The following is a 12,343-nucleotide window of genomic DNA, read 5'->3' as shown; positions in this document are numbered from 1 at the left end:
ACGTGTCAGTCAGCGCCTATAGCCGTTCCGAACACCTGCGGGCCGCATGGCCATGGCTGCCGCTGTGGGCGCTGGTCGCCCTGCTGGCGATCTTCTCGCACGGACCGATGCCACTGTACTCGACCCGCACGCTGGCGGTGGCGTGGGAGATGTGGACGCACGGCCACTGGCTGGTGCCGCATATCAACGGCGAGCCGTACAGCGAGAAGGCGCCGCTGCTGTTCTGGCTGATCCATGCCGGCTGGTTCGTGTTCGGTGTCAATGACGTCTGGCCGCGTGTACTCGAAGTGCTGATCGGCGGCATGCAGCTGGTGCTGATCTCGATGCTGGCGCGGCGACTGTTCCCGAGCCGGCCATGGATGGCCAAGGCGGCACCATGGATGCTGTTGGCACTGGGTTATGCGTTCCTGTTTGGCCTGCAGATCATGTACGACGTGCTGCTGGCGGTGTGGACGCTGGCCGCCTTGCTGTGCCTGACCCCGAAGATGCGGCGTGCCGAACCGCGCTGGTGGCTGTTCGGCCTGTGCATCGGCCTGGGCCTGCTGACCAAGGGTCCGGTGATGCTGCTGCATGTCCTATTTCCGTGGCTGCTCGGGCCGCTGTGGAACGACTGGGCCCGCCAGCATCGGGCACGCTGGTACGGCCGCGGCGCGCTGGCGCTCCTGCTCGGCGGCGCAATGCTGCTGGCATGGGCGCTGCCGGCCGGCTTCTCCGGTGGCGAGGCTTACCGGCAGAAACTGTTTTTCACCCAGACCGCCGGTCGTGTGGTCAACGGTCTGGCGCAGGCAAAGAACCTGCAGAACCATGCCGAGCCCTTCTGGTTCTATCTGCTGTGGCTGCCGTTGCTGCTGTTTCCGTTCAGTGGCTGGCCACGGGTCTGGCTAGCCCTGGCCAGCCTGCGCAAGCCGCTCGAGCCCGGCCTGCGCTTTGCGTTGTGCTGGTTGCTGCCCAGCTTCATCGTGTTCTCGCTGATCACCGGCAAGCAGCTGTATTACCCGCTGCCGGAATTCGGTGGTGCCGTGCTGCTGATGGCCGGCGCGATTGCAGTGCTGCGCGAGCGGCGCCCGGCACTCGCGGACAATACCTGGTTCGGCACTTGGCCGCTGGGTGTGGGCGGCATCGTTTTTGCGCTGCTGCTGTTCGCGCTGCCACTGCTGGTGGCCGGCAATTATGTGCATGGCGAATGGCCGGATGCCGCTGCACCGTACAGTCGTTACTTCGCCGTCGTGTTCCTGGTACTCGGTGCCTTGCTGTTGCTGCGCGGCCGTGGCGAATTGCGCCGACTGGCGGTGGCCGGACTGGTCGGCACGCTCGCCCTCAATGCCTTGTTCACCCTGACCCTGTGGCCGCGTTGGGACTTGAGCCCGACCGCTCATTTGCTTAGCGAGGCAGAACAAGCGCAGCGCCCGATCGGCTACCTGGGCAATTACGAAGGCGAGTTCCATTTCGAAGGGCGGCTGACCCAACCGATCGCCGAACTGTTCGGCGATCAGGCCGTGCAGGATTTTGCCCATGCCCATCCGGATGGCCTGATCGTGGCACACCCGGGCAAGCTCGAGGCCAACGATCTGCGCTATGCCCTGCTGGTGCAGCCGTTCCGTTCGTCGTGGCTGGTGGTCTGGCCTGCCGCCTCGCTGGCCGACCTGCGCGCCGGCCTTACCCCGCCAGAGCCGGCCCAGCCGACGCAGGTCTACCCCGTCGATGACAGGGGCTATCACGCGCAGCCATGAATGCGGCACTGATCAGCAGCCTGCGCCTGCAGTGCGGCGGTCCGCGCGACGGCGCGCTGCTGCGCTTTTCGCTGGGCAGTGTGCTGCTGGGTATGGGCGCGGCCGCCGAAGCCATCGATGAGTTTCAGCGCGCAGTAGCATTCGATCCCACCTATTCGGCGGCATGGAAGCTGCTCGGCAAAGCCTACCTGACAGCTGGTCAGACGCAGGCTGCCACCGAGGCGTGGCGCAGCGGTATCGCTGCGGCGGCGCAACGCGGCGACAAGCAGGCGGAAAAGGAAATGACCGTGTTCCTGCGCAGGCTGGAAAAAGAACGGCCGTAGGGCGTACCTACTCTTCTTGCTCTCTGTCGTACGGGCTGATCAGGCCATCGGCCGAATAGCGCTTGTATTGCCATTGGTATTGCGCAAAGGCCAACTCGACGCAGTCCTGCACGCCCTGGTTCAGTGCAGTGCAGGCGATGCCTGGATCGGCATCGGCCAGCCGCTCCGGCGCCGGCAGTATCTGGATGCGATAGCCTGCTCCGTGCGGCAAACGCTCGGCAAACGCGAATAGCACGGTCGCACCGGTGCGCGCGGCCAGCCGCGGCAGCAACACCATGGTCAGCGCCTCGCGGCCGAAGAAGCGTGCGAACTCGCCCTCGCCAGCGCGCGGCTTCTGGTCCGGCAGGATGCCGACCGTGCCACCGGCCGCCAGCCGCTTGTACAAGGTGCGCACGCCAGCGCCATCGGCACGCACCTGCTCCGGTGCGAGCGCGCCGCGCACCTTGCGCAGCAGCTGCTCGACCGCGGCGATCCGCGGTGGCCGATACAGGATCGCCATCGGGGTCTTGCGGCACAGCCAGTAATTCAGCAATTCCCAGCAGCCCAAGTGTGGCGCCGCGATGATCACGCCCTTGCCGGCGTCCAGCGCGGCATCCAGCAACGCCTCGCCACGCACCTCGCGCACCAGCGCCAGCGCAGGCTCGGCACCCGCGCCCCAGACCTTGACGATCTCGCTGACCGACTTGCCGCTCTCGATCATCACCTCGCGCAACAACGCCATCTGCGCAGCATCATCCAGCGATGGCCGCGCGATACGCAGGTTCACCGCGGTGTTCTGCACCATGCGGCCATGCCGCCACAGCAGCAACCGGCCCACGCCGCCGCCGATACTGTGCAACACACGCATGGGCAGCAGCGCGAGCAGGCGCAACAGCAGATAGAGGAGATAGATGTCGGGACGCATCCGCGCAGTTTACGGGAGCGGACAGCCACGCCGGGATCACCGAACCGATCTGGCATCTTTCACCGCCCCCGGCAGCACCGTAAGCTAGCCACGTGATCCTTACTCTGTCGCCATGATTGCCCTGATCCAGCGCGTCCTTTCCGCCCGTGTCGATGTCGACGAGGAAACCGTCGGTGCGATCGGCCCTGGCCTGCTGGCGCTGGTGGCCGTGCAACCCGACGATGGCGAGGCGCAGGCGAAGCGCATGCTGGAACGTCTGCTCGGCTATCGCGTGTTCGCCGATGACCACGGCAAGATGAACCGCTCGCTGACCGACACCGGCGGCGGCCTGCTGCTGGTCAGCCAGTTCACCCTGGCTGCCGATACCCGTTCGGGCATGCGTCCCAGTTTTACCAGCGCCGCACCGCCGGAGCACGGCCGACGCTGGTTCGAGCGGCTGCTGGAACTTGCACGCGCGTCGCATCCAGGGGTGGAAACCGGGCGCTTCGGTGCCCATATGAAGATCCAGCTGGTGAACGACGGCCCGGTAACTTTCTGGCTCGACACCGGCTGAACGGATACAGACAGGCCACAAGTGGCCCGCAGCCTGCAAAAGCATTGCAAGGCCGCAATTTGGCGCGATTTTTGCGTACCTTGCTGAAAATTTTTCTCACTTGAAACTGGTCAAAAAAGCAGCACATCGCTATAATGTCCGGTTCTTGAACCCCGCGGCGGTCGGTTAATTAATGAACAGCAAAGCTCCCCATGAGCAACAGTCGGAAATCAAGGCGCTCATCTCCAAAGGTCTGGAGCAGGGCTACCTGACTTACGCCGAGATCAACGATCACCTGCCCGACGACATCGTCGACCCGGAGCAGATCGAAGACATCATGGCGGTACTCAAGGGCGTCGGCATCGAAGTGCACGATGCCGCACCCGACACCGACACCATCGCCGACGGCGCGGCACCCGGCAACACCTCCGGTGACGACGATGCCGCCGCCGAAGAAGCCGTGGCCCTGCTGTCCGCCGTGGATGCCGAAGTCGGCCGCACCACCGACCCGGTTCGCATGTACATGCGCGAAATGGGCACGGTCGAACTGCTGACCCGCGAAGGCGAAATCGCCATCGCCAAGCGCATCGAGGAAGGCCTCGGCCAGGTGCAGACCGCGCTGGCCAGCTTCCCGCTGACGATCGAACTGCTGCTTGAGGAATACGACCAGCACCTGGACGGCAAGCGCCGCCTCAGCGAAATCCTGGCCGGCTTCCTCGACCTGGAAGAAGCCGCTGACCTCGCCCGCAAGGAGAAGGAAGCCGCCGCGCTGTTGCTGCCGGAGCCGGATCCCAGCGACGAGACGGAAGCCGACGACGACGAGACCGCGACCGAGGACGAGGAAGAAGCCGGCCCGACCGGTCCCGACCCGGAAGAGGTCAAGCGCCGCATGGAGCTGTTGCGCGACTACTACGGCAAGTTCCAGAAGGCCGCGCCGAAGGCTGCAAGCATCACCGACAAGAAGATCGTCAAGCTGCGCGACCAGATGGCCGAGGAATTCCTCAAGCTGAAGCTGCCGTCCGCACTGATCGACGGCTTCGTGCGCAAGCTGCGCGAAGTGGTCAACGACATCCGTCACCACGAGCGCGTGTTGATGGACATCTTCGTCAAGCAGGTGAAGATGCCCAAGGCCGAGTTCATCAAGACCTTCCCCAGCAACGAGGGCAACCTCGAGTGGGCGGCCGAACTGGGCCGCAAGCGCCAGAAGTGGTCGCCGAACATCAAGACCCACCGCGAGGCGATCGACGCCGAACAGGAAAAGCTCGCCACCATCGAGCGCAAGCTGTTCCTGCCGCTGATCGACATCAAGGACATCAACCGCGCCATGGCCAGTGGCGAGGCGAAAGCCCGTCGCGCCAAGAAGGAAATGGTCGAGGCCAACCTGCGCCTGGTGATCTCGATCGCCAAGAAGTACACCAACCGCGGCCTGCAGTTCCTCGACCTGATCCAGGAAGGCAACATCGGCCTGATGAAGGCGGTCGACAAGTTCGAATATCGCCGCGGCTACAAGTTCTCGACCTACGCCACCTGGTGGATCCGCCAGGCGATCACCCGCTCGATCGCCGACCAGGCACGCACCATCCGTATCCCGGTGCACATGATCGAGACGATCAACAAGCTCAACCGCATTTCCCGCCAGATGCTCCAGCAGTTCGGCCGCGAGGCCACGCCGGAAGAACTGGCCAAGGAAATGGAGATGCCCGAGGACAAGATCCGCAAGGTGTTGAAGATCGCGAAGGAGCCGATCTCGATGGAGACCCCGATCGGCGACGACGAGGACTCGCATCTGGGCGACTTCATCGAAGATGGCAACGCCAGTTCGCCGGTAGACTCGGCCACCGAGACCGGCCTGATGGAAACCGTGCGCGACGTGCTCGCCGGGCTGACCCCTCGCGAGGCCAAGGTGCTGCGCATGCGCTTCGGCATCGACATGAACACCGATCACACGCTGGAAGAAGTCGGCAAGCAGTTCGACGTCACCCGCGAGCGGATCCGCCAGATCGAAGCGAAGGCGCTGCGCAAGCTGCGTCACCCGAGCCGCTCCGAACAGCTGCGCTCGTTCCTCGACGTCGATTGATAGCCGTTGCAACCTGCAAGACTGAAACAGCCCCGCCAACGCGGGGCTGTTTCGTTTCGGGAGTAAGGCCTGGAAGAACTGACCGAGTACAACGGTGCCATCGCACACAAGGTCTACGGTAAACTTCCGCTCTTGCGCGGGCCTATAGCTCAATGGTTAGAGCAGAGGACTCATAATCCTTTGGTTCCAGGTTCGAGTCCTGGTGGGCCCACCACTTATAGGTATCAGCAAGACGCAGCAGGTCTCATTGCACAGCTAAAAATGGCTCTCTGACTAGGTCATAGCTGATTTCGTTGTCTCAGGTTGTCGCAACAAGATGCACTGCAACGCACGCCGACTGGTGGTACTTTAGGTGGTACAAATCGATGGAGCGGTCGATTTGACATGGATGTACCACCAGGAGAGAGCTGATGGGTGAGTTGACTGCCGTGGCCGCGCGCAACGCGAAGCCACGCGAGACGATGTACAGGCTTGCCGCTGGCAAGGGGCTATACCTGCAGGTGATGCCGACCGGCGCGCGCTACTGGCGGCTGAAATATCGCTTTGCTGGCAAGGCGCGAATGATGGGTGTCGGCGTGTTCCCCGATGTCAGCGTGGCTGAGGCGCGCGACGCGCGCGATGCCGCGCGGAAGCTGCTGGCCAGCGGTGTCGATCCCAGTATGCAGCGGCGTGTTGAAAAGCTGACACAAGAGGTGGCGGTGGCCAACAGCCTCGAGGCGATCGCGCGGCTTTGGCACAAGGAAAAATCGCCAACATGGGTGGACACATACAGCGGCAAGGTACTGCGACGGCTTGAGATGCACGTGTTCCCGTGGCTCGGTCCGATACCGATCGCCTCGGTGACAGCGCCACAGATCCTCGCGACCATGAAACGGATCCATGAATCCGGCACAACGGAAACCGCGCACCGCACGCGCAACTACCTCAGTCAAATATTCCGGTTTGCGATCGTCAGCGGCAAAGCGGAGCGTGATCCCGCTGCCGATGTCATCGGCGCGATCCCACCGGCTGAGGGTGCCAACTTCCCCACCATCACGGACCCTGCCCGTATTGGCGAATTGTTGCGCGCGATCGATGGATACCAGGGTAGCTATGTCACACGGTACGCGCTGAAAATCGCTCCGCTGGTGTTCACGCGCCCAAGCGAATTGCGCATGGCTGAGTGGATCGAGTTCGACTTGGCCAAGGCCACGTGGACGGTGCCAGCCGTGCGGCTGAAAATGCGCAAGGCCAAGAAAGCTACAGCCGAGCCGCATGTGGTGCCACTGAGCCGGCAAGTGGTTAATCTGCTATGCGAGCTGTATCCATTGAGTGGCAGCGGACGTTACGTTTTCCCCGGTGAGCGCACGATCAAGCGACCGATGTCAGACAACACGATCAACGCTGCGCTGCACCGCCTTGGCTTCAAGGGCGAGATCGTGCAGCACGGTATGCGCCACATGGCCAGTACTGCGTTAAACGAGCTCAAGTGGCACGAGGACGCGATCGAGCGTCAGCTGGCGCACAAGGACAAAAACCGCATTCGCGGGATCTACAACAAGGCGCAGTACCTGGCCGAGCGAAAGAAGATGATGCAGGCGTGGGCCGACTACCTTGATGGGTTGCGCGCGTCCACGCCTGTGGCGCTATTGCCGGTGGCGAGGCGGTCAGTTCGCGGCAGCGGCAGGGCGAGTTAACTCGTCGAGCAGTTGGTCGGCGGTGCGCTTGAGATCGTCGGCGATGACCTCGAGCAGCTGGTGGATCTCGTCGGAAGTGATCATGCGTTCGCGCGCCGCAGCGGCAATGCTTGTGGCGGCTGCGCTTAATGCGTCAGCGCGGCCTCTGACACGTTCCGCAAAACGGATAGCTTCGGTGTAGCGGTCTTGCATGGGATGGCCCTGTGTTTGGAAGTACGAGACTCGTTACTTGGTCTGCACTGCACGCCACCCCGAAACTGCTCGCTCGCAAATTATTACACCCTCCCATCGCGCCGTGTGAGCCGCGTACAAACACCGCACGTCGTCATTTCGAAACCGTCGCATAACCCACACTCGATCGGCGCCACACTCACGCGCGCCTGCAAGTTCCTCGGCATCAGGGATTTGGACTGCCCCGGGATCGCAAGCATTTTCCGCCGAGCATTATTTTCAACGAACGCGAAATAGCTAGCTTGAACACGCTAGGCCTTATCGTTCCACTTGCGATGACCTGATTCACGCCGGAACAAGCATTAACACTACTGCGCTAATCGGGTCCGATAGACAAACGCGTTCGCAAACGCATACGCAAACGCTCGATGGCACGTTTATGCAGTTGTGATACCCGCCCTTTGGTTACTCCCAAACGGGTCGCTATCTCAACAAACGGTATGTAGTGGTAGTAGTGCAATACCAGAACCATTTGTTCCCGCTGTGGAAGCTGCTCAATACCGCCAGTGATCAGCGTGCTCAGCTCGTGCCTCTCCAGCTCCGTATAGGCGTCGGTGGAATGTACGTCGGACTGCATGGAGCCCGACTCCAGCAGAAATCCAAGACCGAGCCCAACCGCTGTGGACACGAAAGCTTCGAGCGGATCGGAAGAGTCATCATCGTCCAGCGACTGCAGCCGATCCGATAAGGCACTCGAATGATCGAGACTGCGCATACCCTGCGCCGTGCTTTCGCGTAACGTCCTAACCCCGTTGAACACGGCGCCTCGGACCCGATAGCGCGCGTAGGTCTGGAAGCTCGCTTCAAAGTCGGGATTGAAGCGATCAATCGCTTCCAGCAAACCGATCAGGGCATTCTGTACGCAATCGTGCCATGCGTCGCTGATTCCATAAACACGAACATAGACATCGCGTGCGACCAGCCTTGCCCAAGGCGAGTACTTGATGATCAGTGCATGCCGGGCATCCGCATCCCGCGATGTATGCCATCGGTCCCATAGTTCGCGCTCTTCGCTCTCCAAGGCGGCCACTCATCAATCAGTGCTGGTAGCTGCTTAACAAGGCCTGCGCCAGCAATCCCCAGCCGTTGATAAGAAGAAAGAGCAGGATCTTCAAGGGCAAACTGACCGTGGTTGGCGGCAACATGATCATGCCAAGCGCCATCAAAATAGCGGCCACAACCAAGTCAATGAGCAGAAAGGGAAGGAATATAACGAAGCCGATCTGGAAAGCAGTGCGTAACTCGCTAAGCATGAATGCCGGAATCAATTGCAACGCGCCGATATCATCCACCGATTTCGGCGGTGTCATCTTGGCCATCCGAATGACTGCGAGCAGATCCTCCTGATGGGTCTGCTGGATCATGAAAAGCTTGAACGGCTGGAACACACGCTCAACGGCGATGGGCGCAGATATTTCATGTCGAATATAGGGATCTAGCCCGGCCTGCTTCGCGCTTTGAAATACCGGATTCATCGCAAAAAGAGTGAGAAACATCGCCAGTGTAAGCAGTACGCTGTTCGGCGGCGTCTGCTGCAAACCCAAGGCGCTGCGCACCAGTGAAAGGACCACAATAATGCGCGTGAACGCGGTCATCGCAATCACGAGCAGCGGGATCAAAGAGAGCAACGAAAGCAGCAGGAATGAGCGCAAGATCGGCGAATAGTCTTCGCTGGAAGCGCGCGCAATGGCGTCCTGAATAGGATCGGTACACCATCCCACGACCGGCAAGAGAAGGCCACCCAGTAACAGCGCAAACAATGCGAAATACTTGCCTCTCGTCATGAGGCTTCGCCTGTTGAGGCTGGAGCGGCGACAGGCAGAGGCGACACTGTCGTAGTTGATCCGCGCGCACTTTCCACGATCAAATACGTCTGTCCCCGATAGGCCACCACGTGCGCCGTAGTTAACAGGCTCACGCGTCGCGTCGCCTGAAGTTCAATACCCTCAGCCGCTTGTTTGTTTGCACGTAGGCCGCCCAGTCCCCAGCCACGCCGGCGAACGTAAACAAGCACACCCACAAGTGCGCCCAAAACAAGAGCCGTCACCAGCATAGCCAGAGCAAGATTGCTCACCGACACCGGCGTATCGGTCCTATAAGGAATGGCTGGCGCGTTCAGTGCGAGGGCAAGCGGCATACCGCGCAGTGCCGCGGTTTTCTGATTCAAAGCCTTCACAAAATTTCAGTAATCTTCAAACCGAAAGAGTCCCCTACTGCCATGAGATGCCCTCGTGCAATAGGCTTGCCGTCGAGCTGCAGGACCATCGGTGCATCCAAGTCCGCGTCCAGTGCAATGGAGTCGCCTTTGCTCAAGGAAAACAACTTTTCGACGTTGATTTGTGCACTACCTACGAGCACGTCCAGACGGACGCTAACGTGCCCCAATAGCGCGAGGTTGCGCTTGATCAATGGCTCGCTCACGCTCGATGCGTACGCGGCTTCTTCCAATTCGATAGGTTCAATAACAGTTTCGTTCATGACTTTTGCAGTTCCTGCGAGCTGACGCCGTCAAACATGACGGCACGTTTTGTTCCTTGCCGACGCAGATGCCCGTTCGCGACAGCGATGTGGCCATCCACATGGATGTGTAAGGTGTCTTCCAGTTTCCGATCGCCGACCAGGACCTCGCCCACGCAAAGATCGGATAAATGGGCCAAATCGATCGATCCGAAATTCATTACGGCGGTCACGGTAAGTGCTGCATGCCCTATCGCTGCCTGGCGTGGAACCAGGCTCTGGCCCTTGATCGCGGATGGCGGTGCAAGACCATCGGCCAGCCGGCGATCCATGACCAAACCCAATTCCATCCGCCCCAACGACAGCGCTACCGCATAGGCGCCCAGCCGAGCATGTTCCAGAGCCAGCGGCGTAACGTCTGGACATAAGGCAGCAACCTTCATGGCTCCCGCTTTGCGGCGAATGCGCAGAGCCAGATCCTCCAGCGCATCTTGACCGATGCGCTGGGCCAGACCTGCATCTTCGTCACCGGCCGCACCGGCCAGATGACGACCGATAGCGTCTGTGCTTTTCCCGTTGAGGTGCAAGACCAACACGCCGGCATCATTGGCTGATACCAGCGGCATCACCGCCTTGGAGTAAAGGCTATCTGGCTCGATCGAGCGCACGTCGACCTCGCCAGGCGCGTGGTGCATCCACCATGCACGTGACCAATCCATCACTTCTGCAGCGATCGATGTGCGCAGTGCGGCACGTCGCGCCTCACCGAGCCAGCCAAAGCGAATCTCACTCGTCATGCTTTAGTTACCTTGAGTCGCTTCATAGAGCTGCTGCAGCATGTCGCTGGCTACCGTCATCACGCGGGAGCTGGCTTGATAGCCCCGCTGGATCACGATCATGTCGGCCAATTCCTGAGTGAGATTCACGTTTGACATCTCAAGGCTGCTTCCTTCAACCTGACCGAAAATCCCGCTGTTGGCCGTGCCCATTTGCGCGATCTCGTTTTGTGGCGCCAACAGGAGATTGCCCTGAATCATCTGCATGGCGGCTTCGTTTGTGAACGACGCCAAAGCAAGCTGAGGGCCCGCTACGGTCTGTCCGTTGGCATAGGTGAGCTCAAGCACGCCATCCGTGTTGAAGGATTCGGAGGAAAGACCCACGGGTGCGTTTCCATCCACCACCTGCGCGGCGAGACTTGTCGCCGTACCGCCAAGGCTGGTTGCCCCACTCAGACTTCCAGGGGTACCAAAATTGAAAGTGATCGACTGAGACGCATCATCGAGGACGCCTGTCATGGTGATCGTGTTGGAACCGGCCAAGGGAGTGCCATCGGTACCAAAACTGATCGTGCCGCTACCGACGGTGTTGCCACTGCTATCGGTAAGGACCACGCTCCAGCTATTCGTCGTCGAACTCGCCCCCGACGGGTTGTTGTTGGTCAGCGTCATCGTCAGCGTTTCCGGCGTCCCCTGAGCATCGTAAACAACAATGTTGCTGACGCTGTCGGTGGGGTCCAAGCTGGACAGATTGCCCGTCAAATTGACCGTGGTCGTGGGTTTGGCCGGTAACGTCTGAAGGCTGGAAATATTCATGTCGCCAAAATTTCCGGATGAATCGTAACCTTGAACCACGTACTGATTGACCGAATCAACCAACTGACCGGATGAGTTGAGTTCAAATTGGCCAGAGCGCGTGTAATAAAGATTGCCTTGGGGATCCTTAAGAACGAAAAGTCCCTGCCCGTTAATCGCCACGTCCGTCGCCGTGTTGGTCTGTTCGATATCGCCCTGACTCGTATCCATGCCCGTACCGGCGATCGAGGTTCCAATATCGCCCGCAAGGTTTTCGAAAAAGGACTCGCTACCCCAGAATCCTGGAGTATTCATATTGCTGATGTTGTTACCGATGGTATCCAGGCTCTGCGAAAATCCATTGAGGCCCGTGACGCTGGTGTACAACGCTTGCATGAGGTTGTATGACATGGCTTCCTCCTTAGGGTGAGACGACCTGAATCTGCGACAGATTGACGTTGGTTAATACGTTATTGCCTGAAGCAGTCACTGTAAGTTGTGCTCCATTCGTACTGTACTGAACACCGGTCACCGTACCGGTCGTTGTCGAGCCATCGGCATTGGCAATCTCGACGGTGTGGGACAGCAAGTCCAAGGGCTGCTCCGAAGCACCCAAGGTAAGCAAGTTATTAATTCCCGTCACCTCTTCGCTTTGTTGCTCAATACCAACGAATTGCGAAAGCTGGGTAAGGAACTGACTGTTATCCAGCGGTTCCATCGGATCCTGGAACTGCAATTCGCTGACGAACAGCTGGATAAAATTCTGCTCACTGATACTGGCGCTGGACGGTGTCGCCGAGTTCGCTGTACTCAATGTGCTACCGATAGCCTGGACTGACATG

Annotated in this window: 13 protein-coding genes and 1 tRNA gene; 6 read left to right on the top strand and 8 right to left on the bottom strand. The window is 60.2% G+C overall.

Features of this window, described 5'->3' with window-relative positions; genetic code table 11:
- Window positions 1-2: 2 nt before the first annotated feature.
- Both GSQ75_RS15915 and GSQ75_RS15910 read left to right on the top strand, forming a co-directional pair.
- Complete coding sequence (locus tag GSQ75_RS15915; protein ID WP_158755869.1) at window positions 3-1,730, top strand: glycosyltransferase family 39 protein; 1,728 nt, start codon at window positions 3-5, stop codon at window positions 1,728-1,730.
- Window positions 1,727-2,053 (top strand): tetratricopeptide repeat protein, encoded by a 327-nt coding sequence (locus tag GSQ75_RS15910; protein WP_158755868.1) that lies wholly within the window; start codon window positions 1,727-1,729, stop codon window positions 2,051-2,053. Before GSQ75_RS15915 ends, GSQ75_RS15910 begins: the two co-directional genes overlap by 4 nt.
- Window positions 2,054-2,060: 7 nt before the next feature.
- Here GSQ75_RS15910 and GSQ75_RS15905 read toward each other — a convergent pair whose 3' ends face one another.
- The gene (locus GSQ75_RS15905) at window positions 2,061-2,957 is read right to left on the bottom strand and encodes a lipid A biosynthesis acyltransferase (RefSeq protein ID WP_158755867.1); all 897 of its coding nucleotides are present in this window, start codon (window positions 2,955-2,957) and stop codon (window positions 2,061-2,063) included.
- A 112-nt stretch (window positions 2,958-3,069) separates the two neighbouring features.
- Between GSQ75_RS15905 and dtd the strand changes: the two genes are divergently transcribed.
- From dtd to GSQ75_RS15885, 4 genes are all read left to right on the top strand, one after another.
- A complete protein-coding gene (gene dtd / locus GSQ75_RS15900) occupies window positions 3,070-3,510 on the top strand; it encodes a D-aminoacyl-tRNA deacylase (protein ID WP_158755866.1) in 441 nt (146 codons plus the stop codon).
- A gap of 172 nt (window positions 3,511-3,682) precedes the next feature.
- The gene (gene rpoD, locus GSQ75_RS15895) at window positions 3,683-5,566 is read left to right on the top strand and encodes an RNA polymerase sigma factor RpoD (RefSeq protein WP_158755865.1); all 1,884 of its coding nucleotides are present in this window, start codon (window positions 3,683-3,685) and stop codon (window positions 5,564-5,566) included.
- A gap of 138 nt (window positions 5,567-5,704) precedes the next feature.
- Window positions 5,705-5,780 (top strand) — tRNA-Ile (locus GSQ75_RS15890).
- 196 nt (window positions 5,781-5,976) lie between these two features.
- The gene (locus GSQ75_RS15885) at window positions 5,977-7,242 is read left to right on the top strand and encodes an integrase arm-type DNA-binding domain-containing protein (protein ID WP_158755864.1); all 1,266 of its coding nucleotides are present in this window, start codon (window positions 5,977-5,979) and stop codon (window positions 7,240-7,242) included.
- Here GSQ75_RS15885 and GSQ75_RS15880 read toward each other — a convergent pair.
- The 7 genes from GSQ75_RS15880 to GSQ75_RS15850 form a co-directional block, all read right to left on the bottom strand.
- Complete coding sequence (locus GSQ75_RS15880) at window positions 7,213-7,434, bottom strand: hypothetical protein (RefSeq protein ID WP_158755863.1); 222 nt, start codon at window positions 7,432-7,434, stop codon at window positions 7,213-7,215. The genes GSQ75_RS15885 and GSQ75_RS15880 overlap by 30 nt on opposite strands.
- 355 nt (window positions 7,435-7,789) lie before the next feature.
- Window positions 7,790-8,494 (bottom strand): sigma-70 family RNA polymerase sigma factor, encoded by a 705-nt coding sequence (locus GSQ75_RS15875; protein WP_158755862.1) that lies wholly within the window; start codon window positions 8,492-8,494, stop codon window positions 7,790-7,792.
- Between the two features lie 16 nt (window positions 8,495-8,510).
- On the bottom strand, window positions 8,511-9,257 hold the full coding sequence (gene fliP / locus GSQ75_RS15870; protein ID WP_158755861.1) for a flagellar type III secretion system pore protein FliP: 747 nt from the start codon (window positions 9,255-9,257) through the stop codon (window positions 8,511-8,513).
- Between the two features lie 388 nt (window positions 9,258-9,645).
- Complete coding sequence (locus GSQ75_RS15865) at window positions 9,646-9,951, bottom strand: FliM/FliN family flagellar motor C-terminal domain-containing protein (protein ID WP_158755860.1); 306 nt, start codon at window positions 9,949-9,951, stop codon at window positions 9,646-9,648.
- Window positions 9,948-10,598: a hypothetical protein gene (locus tag GSQ75_RS15860; protein ID WP_158755859.1), complete on the bottom strand. Its 651-nt coding sequence runs from the start codon at window positions 10,596-10,598 to the stop codon at window positions 9,948-9,950. The genes GSQ75_RS15865 and GSQ75_RS15860 overlap by 4 nt, the downstream gene beginning before the upstream one ends.
- Before the next feature lie 132 nt (window positions 10,599-10,730).
- The gene (flgF, locus tag GSQ75_RS15855) at window positions 10,731-11,912 is read right to left on the bottom strand and encodes a flagellar basal-body rod protein FlgF (protein WP_158755858.1); all 1,182 of its coding nucleotides are present in this window, start codon (window positions 11,910-11,912) and stop codon (window positions 10,731-10,733) included.
- Window positions 11,913-11,922: 10 nt separating this feature from the next.
- Window positions 11,923-12,342, bottom strand: coding sequence for a flagellar hook capping FlgD N-terminal domain-containing protein (locus tag GSQ75_RS15850; protein WP_158755857.1), 420 nt, complete (start codon window positions 12,340-12,342; stop codon window positions 11,923-11,925).
- Window position 12,343: the final 1 nt, after the last annotated feature.

The organism is Dyella sp. S184 (genome assembly GCF_009766065.1).
GTDB lineage: Bacteria > Pseudomonadota > Gammaproteobacteria > Xanthomonadales > Rhodanobacteraceae > Rhodanobacter.
This window is presented reverse-complemented; position numbering and strand designations above follow the sequence as displayed.

What these genes read in the sequence shown, in the direction of transcription:
- flgF (WP_158755858.1), bottom strand. Translation starts at nt 11,912, where the DNA reads ATGTCATACAACCTCATGCAAGCGTTGTACACCAGCGTCACGGGCCTC.
- GSQ75_RS15905 (WP_158755867.1), bottom strand. Translation starts at nt 2,957, where the DNA reads ATGCGTCCCGACATCTATCTCCTCTATCTGCTGTTGCGCCTGCTCGCG.
- GSQ75_RS15880 (WP_158755863.1), bottom strand. Translation starts at nt 7,434, where the DNA reads ATGCAAGACCGCTACACCGAAGCTATCCGTTTTGCGGAACGTGTCAGA.
- GSQ75_RS15910 (WP_158755868.1), top strand. Translation starts at nt 1,727, where the DNA reads ATGAATGCGGCACTGATCAGCAGCCTGCGCCTGCAGTGCGGCGGTCCG.
- GSQ75_RS15850 (WP_158755857.1), bottom strand. Translation starts at nt 12,342, where the DNA reads ATGTCAGTCCAGGCTATCGGTAGCACATTGAGTACAGCGAACTCGGCG.
- GSQ75_RS15865 (WP_158755860.1), bottom strand. Translation starts at nt 9,951, where the DNA reads ATGAACGAAACTGTTATTGAACCTATCGAATTGGAAGAAGCCGCGTAC.
- rpoD (WP_158755865.1), top strand. Translation starts at nt 3,683, where the DNA reads ATGAACAGCAAAGCTCCCCATGAGCAACAGTCGGAAATCAAGGCGCTC.
- fliP (WP_158755861.1), bottom strand. Translation starts at nt 9,257, where the DNA reads ATGACGAGAGGCAAGTATTTCGCATTGTTTGCGCTGTTACTGGGTGGC.
- dtd (WP_158755866.1), top strand. Translation starts at nt 3,070, where the DNA reads ATGATTGCCCTGATCCAGCGCGTCCTTTCCGCCCGTGTCGATGTCGAC.
- GSQ75_RS15885 (WP_158755864.1), top strand. Translation starts at nt 5,977, where the DNA reads ATGGGTGAGTTGACTGCCGTGGCCGCGCGCAACGCGAAGCCACGCGAG.